12 protein-coding genes are annotated in these 15,859 nt (G+C 50.7%); 3 read left to right on the top strand and 9 right to left on the bottom strand.

Going from position 1 to position 15,859, the window contains the following annotated elements; all coding sequences use genetic code 11:
- Positions 1-5 precede the first annotated feature (5 nt).
- The 5 genes from SH451x_RS03355 to SH451x_RS03335 all read right to left on the bottom strand — a co-directional run bounded on the left by SH451x_RS03355 (position 6) and on the right by SH451x_RS03335 (position 5,329).
- On the bottom strand, positions 6-560 hold the full coding sequence (locus SH451x_RS03355) for an NUDIX hydrolase (protein WP_479360967.1): 555 nt from the start codon (positions 558-560) through the stop codon (positions 6-8).
- A gap of 3 nt (positions 561-563) precedes the next feature.
- The gene (locus tag SH451x_RS03350; protein ID WP_479360965.1) at positions 564-1,448 is read right to left on the bottom strand and encodes an MqnA/MqnD/SBP family protein; all 885 of its coding nucleotides are present in this window, start codon (positions 1,446-1,448) and stop codon (positions 564-566) included.
- A 126-nt stretch (positions 1,449-1,574) separates the two neighbouring features.
- On the bottom strand, positions 1,575-2,402 hold the full coding sequence (locus SH451x_RS03345) for an amidohydrolase family protein (RefSeq protein ID WP_479360963.1): 828 nt from the start codon (positions 2,400-2,402) through the stop codon (positions 1,575-1,577).
- A 107-nt stretch (positions 2,403-2,509) separates the two neighbouring features.
- On the bottom strand, positions 2,510-3,709 hold the full coding sequence (locus SH451x_RS03340; protein WP_479360961.1) for a metallophosphoesterase: 1,200 nt from the start codon (positions 3,707-3,709) through the stop codon (positions 2,510-2,512).
- 66 nt (positions 3,710-3,775) lie between these two features.
- Positions 3,776-5,329, bottom strand: a complete 1,554-nt coding sequence (locus SH451x_RS03335; RefSeq protein ID WP_479360959.1) for a response regulator — start codon at positions 5,327-5,329, stop codon at positions 3,776-3,778.
- 975 nt (positions 5,330-6,304) lie between these two features.
- Between SH451x_RS03335 and SH451x_RS03330 the strand changes: the two genes are divergently transcribed.
- The gene (locus SH451x_RS03330) at positions 6,305-8,095 is read left to right on the top strand and encodes a hypothetical protein (RefSeq protein ID WP_479360958.1); all 1,791 of its coding nucleotides are present in this window, start codon (positions 6,305-6,307) and stop codon (positions 8,093-8,095) included.
- A gap of 138 nt (positions 8,096-8,233) precedes the next feature.
- Here the strand turns inward: SH451x_RS03330 and SH451x_RS03325 are convergent, their stop codons facing one another.
- From SH451x_RS03325 to SH451x_RS03315, 3 genes are all read right to left on the bottom strand, one after another.
- Positions 8,234-9,202, bottom strand: coding sequence for a hypothetical protein (locus SH451x_RS03325; protein ID WP_479360956.1), 969 nt, complete (start codon positions 9,200-9,202; stop codon positions 8,234-8,236).
- 41 nt (positions 9,203-9,243) lie between these two features.
- Positions 9,244-9,897 carry a hypothetical protein gene (locus SH451x_RS03320; RefSeq protein WP_479360955.1) on the bottom strand — a complete coding sequence of 218 codons (654 nt, stop codon included), beginning with the start codon at positions 9,895-9,897 and terminating at the stop codon, positions 9,244-9,246.
- Positions 9,898-9,976: 79 nt separating this feature from the next.
- On the bottom strand, positions 9,977-11,026 hold the full coding sequence (locus SH451x_RS03315) for an exonuclease domain-containing protein (RefSeq protein ID WP_479360953.1): 1,050 nt from the start codon (positions 11,024-11,026) through the stop codon (positions 9,977-9,979).
- A 237-nt stretch (positions 11,027-11,263) separates the two neighbouring features.
- Here SH451x_RS03315 and SH451x_RS03310 point away from each other — a divergent pair, with 237 nt between their 5' ends.
- Entirely contained in the window at positions 11,264-12,721 is a 1,458-nt protein-coding gene (locus SH451x_RS03310) for a sigma-54-dependent transcriptional regulator (RefSeq protein WP_479360951.1), read from the top strand.
- Positions 12,722-12,742: 21 nt separating this feature from the next.
- On the opposite strand, the gene SH451x_RS03305 is transcribed toward SH451x_RS03310, so the two are convergent.
- Positions 12,743-13,705: a serine O-acetyltransferase gene (locus SH451x_RS03305; protein ID WP_479360949.1), complete on the bottom strand. Its 963-nt coding sequence runs from the start codon at positions 13,703-13,705 to the stop codon at positions 12,743-12,745.
- A 494-nt stretch (positions 13,706-14,199) separates the two neighbouring features.
- Between SH451x_RS03305 and SH451x_RS03300 the strand changes: the two genes are divergently transcribed.
- Entirely contained in the window at positions 14,200-15,714 is a 1,515-nt protein-coding gene (locus SH451x_RS03300) for a hypothetical protein (RefSeq protein ID WP_479360948.1), read from the top strand.
- Positions 15,715-15,859: the final 145 nt, after the last annotated feature.

Genomic DNA, 15,859 nt, shown 5'->3' with positions numbered 1-15,859 from the left:
CCATCTTACTCGCGTCGAAGCCGAGCGTACACTTCCATCGCTTTACGATTGGACTCAAAAGCCATTTCAGCGACCGTTTCCTGGTCCAATTTGCGATGTACAACTTCTGCCACCTCATCTTCCGCCAACAACATTTCACATCCATGCCGGATGTCTGCGGAAAAAAAGATATCAAGAACGGGCGTTATGATGTTTTGGTAAAGATATGAATTAGGAAACGTGGCAACGTACCTAAGGTTTTCGATCTCAACACCGATTTCCTCCTGAGCCTCGCGACACGCGGCGATTTCTGCCGTCTCGCCTATGTCAATGAAGCCACCTGGCAGTCCAAGCTTGCCCTTGCCCGGATCTCTATTTCGCCGGATTAGGAGAACTTTTCCCTCGGCATCAGCCACGATAACCCCGACCGCCACGATCGGATTGAAATGCACAACGTAAGTGCAAACTGGGCAACGATAAGCGCCGCCAACCACCTGTGACTCGCGCGGCGCACCACACTGAACGCAGTGCTTATACGCGTCCGAAATGCTTTGGGCGGGCGGGCTTTCAAACGAGTTCATCTGTTAAGCTTGAAACGAGGGCGGATCGACGAACTCAGGCACAACCAGTCGGTCGATCGCGCCAGTTTCGTAGCCTCGCTTCAATAGCAACTCGACCGCCTTCCGACCGCGATCTCCAAAATCAAGCGTCCAGTCGTTCACGTACATGCCCACAAACTCGTCGGCTTTATCACGCGCCAACCCGCGGCCCCAGCTCAATGCATAATCAAGCGCTTCTTTGCGATGGTCCAAGCCATGCTTGATACTCATGTACAAATATTCGTTAATTTTTTTGATGTTCTCTGCACCTAAATCTTTACGTACAGCGTTCGCTCCCAGCGGTAGAGGTAAACCCGTTTCGCGCATCCACCATTTCCCTAAATCTTCGACTAGGTGCAAGGCCTCATCCTGATAGGTCAGCTGGCCTTCGTGAATGATCAGTCCAGCATGAATCGTCTTACCACGCAAGTTTCCTTGTTTTACAACTTCGTTGATTTCGTCAAAGGGAACAACAACATGCTCAAAGTCGTTCTCGAGATACATCTTGAGGCTCAAGAAAGCTGTCGTCAATTCGCCGGGCACTGCGATCGTCTTGCCACGCAAATCATCTTTGGTCATTGGCGACGTCGACACGATCATCGGACCGTAGTTGTCTCCCATGCTCGCGCCGCACGAACAAATCATGTACTTGTCTTGCAAGTATGCGTATGCGTGCAAACTAACCGCCGTCAGCTCAAGTTCGCCAGTAAAGGCGCGGCGGTTTAGCGTCTCGATGTCGACCAATTCGTGGACGAACTCAAACGGTGCGGTATCGAACTTTTCTTTCGCTAACGCATAAAACATAAAGGCATCGTCAGCATCAGGCGAATGGCCCACACGTATCGTCTGCCGCACTTCTGTCGCACTCATTGTTCTTTCCCTTCAAAAGTCCGCATTATCAGGCATTTCGCAAAACATGGAAGTTGCAATATTGCTCCTGCCCGCAGAAATCGATATCCCGTAACGCAACAGCCACCCAATCCCAGCAATCGCTTGCTACAAACGGTACCATTCCGTCGCATTCCCGGCCCAAAACGCCAGTTGCTGGTCTTGTGAAAGGCCCGCGGCCAATGTTTCACACGCCTCGATCCAAGCCGGATACTCAGCCGCCAGCAAACAAACCGGCCAATCGCTACCGTACATTAGCCTTTTCGCGCCGAACGCATCCAGCGCAACATCCCAGTACGGGCGAATTGTATCCAAGTCCCAACGACCACCACGAACCTCCGTCGCAACTCCCGAAAATTTGCAGGCGACATTCTCGCGTTTTGACAGCACGCGGATCCCTCGCTCCCAATCCGTGTCAAATTGCTGCGGTTCAATGGCCGGTTTAGCTATGTGATCGAGCACAAACTTCTGTTCCGGGTGCCGATCGACGAAGCGAATCGACTCGTCTAACTGGCGACCGTAAATCAAAATGTCGTACGCAAGATTGTAGCGACGTAAGGAGGTGATGCCTTCGTTGAATGCCGGATCATCCAAGAATCCGTCAGCCTCGTCTTGCACTACGTGGCGGATCGATTTAAGCCACGGTTCATGCGTCCAACGCTCCAGCAATCCAGCAACATCCGGTTCGCGCAATGGCGCCCACCCAACAACGCCCTGCACAAGCTCATTTTCCCGCGCCAGCCAAATCAGCCATTCCGTTTCCGCTACCGTTTGGCGTGCCTGAACTGAAACGACGCCAGTGATTTTCGCTCCATCAGCTACTTGCTGAAGATCTCGCGGCAGAAAATCTCGTTGCAAACGCTCCATGCCTTCACCGATCCAGCCGTATTCTTCTTGGCTGTAATTCCAGAAGTGATGATGAGCATCAATGCGCATGGTGAGTCCCGTAGCTTTGACCGGCAATCAAAAAGTGAACTGCGATTCTGAGTCATGGGGCGGCCCGCGTCAACAGCCTGTCGCGTCGATGACGGCCAGGTCTAGATTTAAGTTGCGATTCGCAGCTTCAAGACACATGCTTCTGGCATACAACGAATGCGGAGAGGTTGTGTGCCCGAGAGGCCGCGAGTCACGTGCATGGTCTGATCTCCGCGTCGAAAGATCCCGGAGGCAAACCGACTTCCGTCCCAAGCCGGCGAAATAATTGGCCCAACTATCGGAACACGAACTTGACCACCGTGAGTGTGACCACATAACAACAGATGACACTGGCAACTTTTTCCCCATCGCCACTGGTCAGGACTATGAGCAACTCCGATTCGCAACAGGTTGTCGGGCACATCACTACGCAGCAAATTTCGTTCATCTATATTTCGATCGGCAAACTCAAACCAGGGCCGCTCGTTGCCAAGCATCTGTAATGAACGACGATCATCACCTAGCTCGACACAGGTTTTTCCTAAGTCACTCCAGCCCTCGTTTACCAGTCGCTTACGCAATTCCTCCGGGTCTGCGATCCGCCGATCATGATTGCCAAGCACAAAATATTTACCAAGTGGCGAATTGACATTCTGAAGCAGTTCCATGACTTCGTCGATACACTTCGCATAGTCGATTAAGTCGCCCGAAATGCAGAAAATATCGGGCTGTGCACTGACCAGTTGATCGATTGCATGCGCCGTATATCGCTTGTCAAACCAGCCCGTAAGATGCATATCTGACAGGTGCGCCACAGTGCAACCCTCCCAGGCCTTAGGCAAGTTAACAATGGGCACTTCCTTGCGACTGAGTTCAATATATCGTATTTGATTGCCAGGAAATCGGTCTAACTTTTTCAGCCATTTGGGCTTAAAAAGCTCTTCTCCAATTCTTTGCTTCATGTTGACCACGTCGCGCTGGATGTTCTTCTCATGAACGGCTTGCTTCCAGTGTTCGAGCCGACCAATGATCCACATCGGGAACAGGTACGCAAAAGCAGCAATGCATCCGATTCCGTAAAATCTGCTTGGCCAACTTAGATTGAAGAACAAAGATCTACCGTGAAAGACTGCGTCCCAAGCCGTGCGGCCATCGATCAGAAGTAGCAAGATTGGGAGTACGCCAAACGCTGCTAGAATTCCTTTCTCGATCCGTTTTACGATGTAGCGTGGCAAGCCGGTCGCGTTGATTCGATTGAATGCGTAGGTAAAGAACGCACCATGTCCTAACACAACAATGGCTATAAAAGAAATGGCAGCGACGTTCATGAACCGATTCCCAACGGTCGACAGTGGTGGGCAGGCAACATGACTTCAATCGCGAAGCCGGGCCGTTCAAGCAGCCGAGATTTGATAGACGTCAAGAATAATTTCCGTAACGCTCACCAGTTGATCAAGCCGGAATGGCTTGTAAAGAATTGCTTTTGGATGCAAGCCAGCTTGCCTCGCCTTCACGATCGAATGGCCAGGGTCGTAACCAAATCCAGTCATCAAAACCATTGGCACAGGATTCATGAAGGCCTGCAGTTTTACCATGAGCTGGTAGCCGGAAAAATCAGGCAAACGTATATCCGAGATGATGACATCGTACGCTTCCCCCTCGCCGCAGTTCCGGACCATCAACACCGCCTCAGCCCCCTCCTGCGCAGTCTCTACAATGCATCCATAACGCTCGAGCAATGCATGTGCATCGTTGCGAACTTGTTCGTCTGCATCGACAACCAAGATTCGGCGACCGCGGAATTTCTGGTGCTGGGCTGCGTTGCAACCAGGCGGTGTCGCTTCGGCTGGAGCTAGCGATTCGCCGATTCGATGGATCGACCGCTTGACTTCACGTGCTCGCTTCAAGATTCTTTGAAGGCGTCCAACGACTGCGACGTCGTGACCAATATACTTTTCCATTACGTGGACGGCGTTTAACAGAATGTCATCGATCGGTAACGCTACTGCTGAATGGATCGCTTCGCAGCTTTGCTGGGCTGCTGTGTTACCCTGGGCTACCAACAGTTCGAGTGTGTTCAGGGCTACAGCGATATCCTTGGCAAAGATTTCAAGGAACTGCTGATCGGCTCGATTAAAGGCACCGACCTTCGGACTTTCTACATTGATCGTCCCGATTAGCTGGTCATGGAGAATCACCGGCACCGTTAGCGAGCTTCTCGCTCCTTCGAAACCTTGCAAGTACAACACATCACAAGTCGTGTCATGGCAAAGGTAGCTTCGCCCACTTGCCGCCACGTAACCCGTCACGCCGTTACCTTGCGGACTGGCCATCAAACGCCTGTCGGCCGCATCTTGATCGATCCCAACAGAAAGCAGAGGAATGAGATTGCCCGTCGAATGTTCCAACAAACGGATTTCGATGATCTCGACATCCAACAAGTCTCGGGTGTAATGTCGAATATTGTCCTTAAGCAACTCAATGCGTTGCTCCACGTCCATCGCAAAAATTTCGTCAGGCTTCAAGTCAGTGAGCTGAGATCCTGCTTGATGAATGGCAGCCAACTTTTGCTGCTGAAGCATTTCGGCGGTTACATCGCTCAGCGTAACGATCAAGTAACGGTTGCCTTCCGAAACGTCGGAACTCGTCTGGGGAGAAGGGATGGCGTACAGCTGATAGTACTTACCGTTACTGCATTGCAGAGTGCAATTCGAAGCGCGGTCGGTCGCCATCGCAGTTTGAAGCGGACAGACTTCCGAGCCAATAATTTCGGGATTGGCGATGGCTTCGTAGAACGGTTGCCCAAGCGGGGTTTCGCCGTCAAACCAGTTTGCAAATTGGCGGTTAGTCCAAACAATTTGCAACTGCTGATCGACAATCGCAACTCCGTCAGGAAGGCAATCGAGGATTGCCTCTCGTGTAGCCTCGAAAGGTTTCTGCCCAGCCACGTTACATTCCCAAAAAGTTCACGCGTTTCTAAATCGCCCGCACCGCTATGTCAGCTCACGCGGACGCTTACCTTTTAGCAACATCTCTACGATCAAGTTGGTCCAGCCCGAAACATACCTATCCATCGGCTGAACCATGCAGCGAAACGTAGTATCGTCAACTATATTGCTCTATATGAGGGATAGCAATTGATCGGCCGCTAACACAAGTAGATATCTGCCGGGCCTTTGTCCAGTATGCGGGTCGAGAACTGACTTATGACAAGTACGTACTACTATTGTGCGACGTTCGGCCTCTTCGACCAAAAGCATGTTTATCGCCGTTGAGCGAGATTAAAGGCGAACGGCAAGCCGCAGTCAGCGGTGCATCACTTGTTCAAGATTTGTAACTGAAGAATGGGCCGGGCTGTGGACGAGGGCTAAATCATAAACCCGCGGCCTGTCAAAAAAATTAAAAAAAGTTTCGAGCCATGTCACCGGCTTTCACCCAGCTGTCCTGTGCATTGCTCGAAATGCGGCAATTCGTACTGTGTAACAACACTCCAGTTTGGGTCAGAAATTCGCACGGGCGAAACCTTGGTGGATATAGTGTACGGGCCGTGTACGAGGTCCTGCAAGGTGGGCAGTAGCTGGCAGAAATTAGTAAGAAAATCGCTGCGATCCGACAAAATTCTGCGAATCACGAATCGGAAAACCCTAAGCGCATCGCGATCGCATGTTAGTTTAGAAAAAATGCGTAAAATTTAACGCGCGAGGCTTCCATGTTAGGGGCCGCAAGATAAACTTCTGGGAAATGTTGGTTTAGGAAAAGCCTGCAAAGCAATTTATTGTAGCCGCATGTCCAACTGAATCAGCGAAAAGTCTATCCTATGCAGTAATTGCGGGTCCCCGTGGCCGGTATGGACATTGGGGTAATTTGTTCTTTTTGGTGCGGCCAACGGGGGTGCGCCAATTCAATCACTTGAGGAGACAGCAATGAAGTTGCGTCCAACGTTTTCACTAGCTTTAGCGGCTCTTTTGGGCCTAAGCCCTGTTTATGCACAAGACTGCGGTTGCAGCAGTCCAGCACCTGTCGCAACCAGCGGTTGCAGCTCATGCGGCGATAGCGCTGGCATGGGTTCGGCATGTGGTCCATCGGTTTCCTACGTTGAAAAGACCGTAATGGTTCCAACGCAGACAACCGAAACTCGAATGGTCAACAAGACCGTTTATCGAAGCGAAGAACGAACTCGCACCTATACGGTCAGCAAGCAAGTTCCACGTACTGAAGCTCGCACGAGCAACTACACAGTTATGGTCCCTTCGACCAAGACTGAAACCTACAACGTAACTGTTCCTGTCACTACTCAAGTCGCTGAGTCGTACAACGTTCAAGTTCCACGCACAGTAACGGAAGAAGTGCCATACGTTGTAAGCGTCACCGTTTACAATGACCAGGTTCAGGATTACACAGTAACTGTTCCTAAGACCGTTCAAGAAACCGTTGACTACACTGTCATGGTTCCTGTAACCACTCAAGAACAACAAACCTACACTGTTATGGTTCCATCAGTTGTACAGGAACAAGTTCCTTACACTGTAACCGTTCCAGTTGTTACCCAAGAGCAAGTACCTTACACAGTAATGGTACCGAGCTACACGACTGTTGACGTTCCTTACACTGTCCAAGTTCCTGTTACAACGCAAGTTCAACAGAACTACACTGTCAAGGTTCCTCACACTGAAACCCGTTCAGCAAGCCGCACCGTTTGCCAACGTGTTCCAGTTACTACCAGCCGGACTGTCTGCAAAGACATGGGTAGCTACCAAACAGTCATGGAAGAAGTTCCAGTTGCTAGCTCGTGCAGCGTAAGCAGCTCTTGCGGATGTGCAGCTCCAGCTCCAAGCTGTGGTTGTGGCACTCCTGCTTGCGGTGGCGGATGTGGCGAAGCAGCACCTAGCTGTGCACCAGCAACGCGTACCGTTTGCAAGCAAGTTTGGGTTCCAAACGTAGTAACGGAAGAAGTTCCTGTTACCACCTACACAACTCAACAAGTTGAGCAACCTTACACCTACAACGTCACTGTTTACAGCGACGAAGTTCGTACCCGTACCGTTAACCAAGTTAGCTACACGACCGAACAACGCTCTCGCCAAGTTCAACAGTGCTCGATGAATGCGGAAACGCGTTACCGCACTGTCAACAAGACCAGCTACACAACCGAGCAACGCACTCGAACCGTCAACAAGACTGTTTGCAATGCTGAGCAACGTACTCGTATGGTCAACAAGACTGTAATGCAACCAGAAACCCGCCAACGCACTGTTAGCAAGTGTGTTATGACGACCGAGACACGACAACGCACCGTCAAGGTGCCAAGCGTTCAACAAGAAAACCGTACTCGTACTGTCAGCAAGGTTGTCTATGACACCCAAACTCAAACTCGTATGGTTAACAAGACCGAGTATAAGACCGAAGCTCGTACCCGTGACGTAACTGTCATGGTTCCTGAGACTCGTACTCGTGACTACACAGTAACTATCATGGACACCGTTCAAGAACAAAAGACCGATACTTACATGGTCCAAGTTCCTGAAACTGTTCAAGAAGAAGTAACTGTTAACGTCTGCAAGATGGTTCCACAAACCGTTACCGTTCCAGTAACCACCTACGGCACAAGCTGTGGTTCGTCGGTTATCAGCGGTGGCGCTTGCGGTGCTGCAGCTAGCAGCGATTGCGGATGCTCGGCTCCAGTTGCTACCAGCAGCTGTGGTTGTGGATCGTAATTAAATTAGGCAATCTGAATCGACTTCAAAACGATTCAAATTAGTCTTGATGAAATGAAAGCCGGCCAGGTTGTGAAAACAGCCTGGCCGGTTTTTTTATGGATTCGTGAGCCCACAACGCTTCGAGCGAGAAACTTGTTATCGGCTCATTTCTACGCCGCGTAAATCTGGATCGTAAGCTTGCGGTTGTTCCGCCTGATATGCAGGCATCGTCACGCTCGGCGAGCCGAGATTGAGATTAGCAAGATCCACGACTTGGAATCCCTCCGTTGGTGGATTTGCGAACTTAGATGTATCGAGCTGCACGTCCTCGTTGATTCGATAAAATTCGAAGCTCACCTCCAAAGTCAATGGCTCACCTCCGACTGGCATCAACTGCACTTGAGTAGTTCGTGGCAGGGATGCGTTGATCGCAGAGCGGTACTCATGCCTCGAAAGCACGGCGTTTGCCAAGAGACGACCGTTAGGATCCCGCAACATAATTTGCTTTACCGTGCCCTGTTTTGCATCGATATGCAAGGTTCGATAGTAATCCCCAGCAGGGGAGGGCACGATCGAACTTAAACGGATCAAGCCATCAGGGCCAACTTGAGGTGGTTCTGTTACGTGCTCAGGCCGAATCGAAATGATACCTAACGCCTCGACTAACCAGAGCGGCGACACCGGAAGAATCTGTCGATTCAACTGCGATTCGAACTGTGCGTGATAGGCATAGTAAAGCGTGGGAGCCATATCATGTCGCGACGACATCCAAAAGATTTCGTCATTACTACCGAGATCGAAATCGACGCCGGTCATTCGCGACAGCCCACCCTTCATTCGAAAATTCCGATCTCGTTGCCAATCCAGAGTTGCGCTCAAAGTCGGCATACCAGCCAGACGCACGTTGACGGCTGGGAGTTGATACTGATAGACGCCAGATGTTCGGTTCACAACCTCAACCAACTCCGTCAGAGTCGGTGGCGTCTGAAACAAGATCGGCGGTTCGAATTCAGATGAAGCTCTCTTGGGAATGCAAGTAGCGCCACTACCACAGAAGACAATTACACAGCACAAGAGTACTAGTGGTATGGAATGACGAAGACTATTGCCTTGAAGTTTGTTCACGTTTCGTCTTTGCATCCTTGCAAGTTACTAGCTTTTATATTTTAGGCCGCTTCACCAAGCCGCAGGGCCGTTTCATCGTCGTCGATATCTAGTGAAATAGCGGGTGTTTTCACATCCTCTTGTTCAACGTCTTCCTCACTGTCGATGTTCGCCGCAGCAAGCTCGTCAACTTGCGTTTCGGCATCGTCTTCAGCCACATCGCTCATAACAAGCATGTCCTGCAGTTCGAGTTGTGTTTGGCTCACAACCTCTCCGACAAAATCTTCGCTCAGTTCATAGACCAGATACTCCGCATCTTCACCGGGTGACCGCAAGCTGACCGTCCCGTCATCAGCGGCCTGGCTATCGTCGTCAGCCATTGGTGATATTTCAAGCACGCGACGTCGCACGAGTAGCATTGCGAGCAAGTATGCAAGGTTTTCGCGACCTGGGTCGTCACAAAGTACACCGAGCTTTTCGAGCAATAGGTTGTTCGGAGTTGGCTTGGCTGCTACAGGCTTTGCATCGGGCATCACCGACTGCCACCACGCGACTGCCTCTTCCGGTGCCGAGGTCCATGCTGACGCAGCAATGTCGTATCGGACCGTCTGCGATCCCTTAAGTGCGATTACAGAATAATACCGCTCGCCAGGTTTCAGGGGGCGATCTGTCAATCGACAGCGTTTTGTACAGCGATGAATGGCATATTCTTGCATAGCCGTTCAGGCTACTAAAATCGATGATTGCAACGAAATAGCAATGTTTAGAATCATCGTTCAGACCGCCAAGACGTGGTTATCCAATGCCAGCGCGTGCCACCGCCGCTCCGCCTGGAATTAGAGCTAGCAATTGTCGCTGCGTAATAGTCCGGACAGGCTGCCCCTCTGCAGAACGGCTTTCGATTTCCAGAGCCTGCCTTTCGCTCAAAACGGCGGGCAAGAGATTGTCGCTTGAGGCTTGGGTGCTAGCACTAGTTTGCGTGCCAACAATAACGTAACTCGTCTGCATGTTGATGTCGGTCTGAACTTGAGCTCCGAGATACTCGAGAAAACCGACGGCAGTTTGCCGGTCCAGTCCTAAAAGCCGACCGGCGAGCACGACGCTTTTACCAGCCAGCGGTTTGGCGTCACCACACGCTCGAACGACAGCGTCAGCGACGATCGACGCGATGTCCGTGGAGTCTTTGTTTGAGCTAGCCAATTCCATTCTCGTCGCGGAACGAGCCGCCGGATCGTCGGCGGTCGCTTTAGAGCGTTTGATGGACCGCGTCTTTGGCGCGATCTTGACGCCGAATTGCACGCGTCCACGAAGGATTGATAGCTTTTGCTCTAACTGCGGAAAGCTTTCCACTTCCGCGATTTGCGCGGCGGCAAAAACGATATTCGCGCAGGCACGGGAATCCTCCAAGGCGTCATGATGCTGAAATTCGTAACGCAGATTATTGGCGATTGATTTGAGCGCAAAACTGGTCCATGCTGGCCACGTTCGCCTGGCGATTAGCCGCGTGCAGCTATATTCGAGATAGGGGCAAGTCAATCCATAAGCGGACATCGCAGCGCAAAGAACATTGAGATCGAATCCGGCGTTGTGCGCGATAATTGGATAATTCTCGAGCACCGGCTGGATCTCGTCCCAAACCAAATCCCAGGTGGGCGCATCCTTTACTTGGGATGGATGAATACCATGCACAGCAATGCACCGCGGTGAAAAGTACATGCTCGGGGGGCGAATGAGTCGGACCATTTCCTGAACGATTTGGCCATTTTCAACAATAACCAGTCCAATTTGGCAGGCACTGTCAGGTCGTTGGGAGGCCGTTTCAAAATCGATCGCCACAAATCGCATCGCATCTCCTTTGTGCTTTTTATTTCCGCCCCTGCATTTATAGGTATCTTCCAGCAGACTTCAAGCTGCGAAGAGATCAACGGTTGTAACGAATTTACCGAAACTTCGGAACGCGTTGACTAAAAGCAGTAGTTCGCAGCAGACAGATGTTGCTTTTTCTCCACATGCGTTGCGATTTGCGAACTACGTTTCGCTTAGGTTCTATTCGCACAACATTGCCAGGCAACTACAAGTCCGATGACAAAACGTTCTCAAGCTACTCAGTTACTACTCGTTGATGACGACCGCTGGCTAGCTGATTCGATGGCCGACTGGTTACGCACCGAGAACTTTGAAGTGCGAACGGCGTCGACGATTACGGAAGCAAAAGCGTTGCTGCGTAAGTACGATTTCGACTTGGCATTGTTCGATGTTCGCTTGGGAGCTGAGGACGGTTTTGACCTACTCCGTTTTTCGCGAAAGAATCACCCAAGTGTTCCTGTCATCATGATCACGGGTTACGCCGGACCCGAGAGTGGTTGCGAAGCAATTCAGCTGGGTGCATTCGATCTGATTACTAAACCGATTATAGATCAAGAGCTCTTGCTGTCGCTCAATCGAGCCGCCAATCAACAATCTGTTGCTCGCGAGAACGAACAACTTCGAGCCGCACTCGACCGACGATTCGGGCTCGAAGCGATCCTGTCTCAAGACATTCGCATGCAACGGATCTTTGACATCATTGAAACGGTCGCTGACACTCGTGCCAGTATTCTGATCACTGGAGAAAATGGGACTGGTAAAAGCATGATCGCCCGAGCGATTCATAAACGTTCGGACCGAGCCAACAAACCTTTCGTAGAAGTTGCCTGCGGCGCATTACCAGACAATTTACTTGAGAGCGAATTGTTTGGACATGTGATCGGCGCATTTACGGGTGCCACGACCAACAAAGTTGGTAAATTCCAACAAGCCGATTCAGGTACGCTATTTTTGGACGAAATCGGTACTTCTTCTCAGGCTCTTCAAGTCAAACTTTTAAGAGTGTTGCAGCAGCTTGAATTTGAACCGCTGGGTAGCAACGAAACAATATCGGTCGATACACGCGTCGTTCTGGCCACAAACGAGAATCTGGAGCTTGCCGTATCCGAGGGTCGCTTTCGCCAGGATCTCTTTTACCGTATGAATGTTATTCATATCGAGCTCCCAGCGCTCAGGGAACGAGTTGATGATATACCGCTTCTGGTCGACCATTTTGTTCATGTAGCGGCCAATCAATATGGTCGTGCCATCGAATCGGTGACGCCGCGGGCGATGGACGCCCTGCTTTCCCACAACTGGCCCGGTAACATACGAGAACTCGAAAACGCGGTCCAGCGCATGGTTTTGCTGAGCAAGAGTGCGATCCTCGACACCGATGTACTGCCTGTCTCGATTCTCAAGTCGCAAAGCATCCCGGACTCCGGCGCAACTTCGCGGCACACAAACACAAGTACCCCCACCACAATCGAATACCTTCCTCAACAGACGCTTACTGAGGCACTTGAGGAACCTGAGCGGCGCATCATTCTGGCAGCGCTTAAGAGCCACAGTTGGAATCGAGCCGAAACTGCGGACGCTCTTGGGATCAATCGGACCACGCTTTATAAGAAGATGAAGAAGTTGGGTCTCGAAAGTGATTCGTTCAACGCAACATCACTTGAACTTTCCGAATAAACATCAGGGGCAGCGATTCGACTAGATCTGAAAATCTGTCTCGACCGGTAGTTCCTCGCGTTGCTCGCTTCGAATTCTTAAACGTGGTTTTTCCAATACGACAGTCGTTCGCGGCTCAACGGTGCTCGTTATCCAAACGCTCGAACCAATGACGCTGTCGTGACCGATGACTGTCCGTCCGCCCAATATCGTTGCATTCGCATAAATTACGACGCGATCCTCAATCGTTGGATGACGCTTTGTGCCGCGAATCAGCGCGCCGTCGGCATCGGTTGCAAACGACAAAGCGCCTAAAGTAACTCCTTGGTAAACCTTCACCCAATCACCAATCTCACACGTTTCACCAATAACGACCCCTGTCCCGTGATCGATAAAGAAATAGTGGCCAATGGTTGCGCCCGGGTGAATATCAATTCCCGTTTGCTTATGAGCCCATTCGGTCATCATACGGGGCACAAATGGAACATTTGCTCGCAAGAGCAGGTTGGCAATTCGATATACCGTGATCGCCTCGAGTCCCGGGTAGCAGAAGATGATCTCGTCAGGATCGGTAACAGCCGGGTCACCTTCATATGCGGCTTTCACATCGGTTTGTAGGATAGCTCGTAGCGAGGGAATGCCTTCGATGATTTGAATGGCAATCTCGGAGCCCTGCTGATGATAGTATTTAGCGTCTTTGCAGTCGTCCGGCTTGCCTTTGACTCGATCCTGATGCAACAAAGCCCTCGCAATTTGCGAAGTCAGCTTGTCATGCAACGACTCCACTAAGTTCCCGACATGGTAACGAACGTTGCCAAGATGCAGGCCTTCCCGTCGCCGAAATCCAGGGTAGAGGACGTCTTTGAAATCCTCAAGAATCGATACAACGACTTCATACTTAGGCAGCGGGCAGTCGTTGAGATGATTTAGGCGATCGTCCGTGTGATAGGAATTGACGATGGATTCTGTGAGGGTCGGTAAGGTGTCCCGGATACTACGTTCCATGGGATTGCTCGCATGCCTGCAAGTTCAGGCAGAATTGAATTAGGAAAAATGCATGCATTCGCTGCTTAACAGAGCAGTTTCGTGCGATGTAAGTGATTGACGAGCAACGATTTTAGCGATTTTAGTTCGATTGTAAGGTCACACGCCGTGGTTTGAACATTTTGAGCGACTCGACGTTGGGAAAGATACGGTAACAGGATTCCTAGTACCGATTAGTAATGTATGGTTTGTTGACGATCGACCGCTGACATCATTAAGGTCAGGGCCGACCACGACGCATCCAATTCGGCTGATATATTTGGCAAAATCGACCGATTCCTTACCCTAGAAGGACAGAATGCGGCGATCCTAGCCGTAAGTGACTATATTTGGGTGATCAAAAGCCAAATTTTACTATCGAAATCGGGCTCTTTGGGAACTAGAATCAAAGGTCTGAATTTTATCCGACTGATTTTGCCCTAATCCGTTCCGCCTGCACTGACGAATCAGCACCTATGGAATTAAGCTCGATCCTCTTCCTCGTGTTGGTGTTTGTCGCCTTTATTCTGACCATTTTCTTTGTGGTTAAGGATTTCGCGGCGCTAGGCGTACTACACACCATCCTGTTCGTTCTGCTGTTCATTTGCGTTGTGACCTTCACGATCACAACGGCAAAAGTCCACCAATTTCGCGTTACAGACATCCAGCGTTATGCGAAGGCGAAAGCTGCAAATGTGAATTTGACAGATCAGCTTGAGCAGATTAAGTTCGGAAATCTGACCACACCGACGGCAGATACTTCAAATCTACTGCCGCTATTGAGCGAACTTGGCCGGCTGAATTTAGACCGTGGTCGAGTTTGGCGTGGAGTGGCACCTCAGGCCTTCAGCAATGGTATTGCAAGCGTTTCATTGCCGCCCGCTGCAGCTTCAGTCGCACCGTCCGCTTTGGGGGCAGACCCAGCGCCGGCAGCTGCGAATGTGACAGCTGATAACTTAACGCCCGAAATGATCGTTTATGTTTTCGGTGAAGGCGTCGATCAGAATAACCGCGTCGTACCGCTCTTTTATTTGGGTGAGTTCTTCGTAGCAGAAAGCCAGGGGGGAACGGCCAAGCTGCGTCCGACGATCAACTTGACGGTCTCACAAACTCAAGCACTTCAAAACGCGCAGTTCCCTCGCTGGTCTATCTACGAATTAATGCCGCTCGATGACCACCGCGCATTTGCCGAACCAAACAGCGAAAGAACGGAAGACGAGATTTTCGGCCGAATGGATCCAGCTGTCATTGGTTCGCTATTAAATATCCCCGTAGAATTGCTCGAAAAGGCGACCAGTGAAATGACGCCAGAGGAAGCGATTAACGCTGCCATTCTGCGGTCCTACGTGCTGGATGGCCAGCGATCTCCCGAGGGCACTCCTCCGGAAGCGATTTGGACAAGGATCAAATTCCTGCAAGAGCATTCGATTACGGTGGACAGCACGGAAAATCGAAATGCATTGGAAGGTGGTTATTTTGATCTTAGCGGTCGAACGGTCGATGCCAGACTCAAAAGAGCAACTGGTGAAGACGATCCGTCAAAGAGCACGGTCGAATTCCGACGGGATGATGAGGTTGTGTTTCCAAGCGAAACGGCAGACGATTTGATTGGGGAAGGGAAAGCCCAACTGCTGGCGGAGATCTACGTCCGCCCGTTGAACGATTATGCTTACCTTTTCAAACAAACCCAACTTCGTATTAATCGTGCGATTCAAGAAATTGAGTTGACGCAACGTGAAATCACACGAACACAAGAAACCGAAAAGAAAGGGCAGGATCAAATCGTTGCCAAGCAAGCTGAAAGGCAGAAGCTCAACGCAGACCTAGCCCAACTTGAGAAGGAGCTTGCTGTCGTCAGAAGCGAACTGCAAGGGCTTGACGGTCAGGTTGGAGAGATGAAATCCGAGCTCAGCAATCTTTTCCAACGAAGTCAAGAATTGTACCGCCGGCTAATTCAAACTCAGCAAGCCATGGCGGCAGGCATCAACTAAATAGCAAACGCTAGCATTCTCCAATCAAGTATGTCCGGTTCTAGCGTCTTCGGGACATTGGCGGACATCTGCGGCGTTTCGCAAGTGAAAAGCTTTACTTTGCGGTTTCACTATTCTGGCTCCGTCTCTGAGGGCACGTCTAAGT

The sequence above is a fragment of the Njordella aestuarii genome (assembly GCF_056494165.1).
The sequence above is the reverse complement of the archived record's forward strand: the minus strand, read 5'-3'. Positions and strand labels throughout refer to the sequence as shown.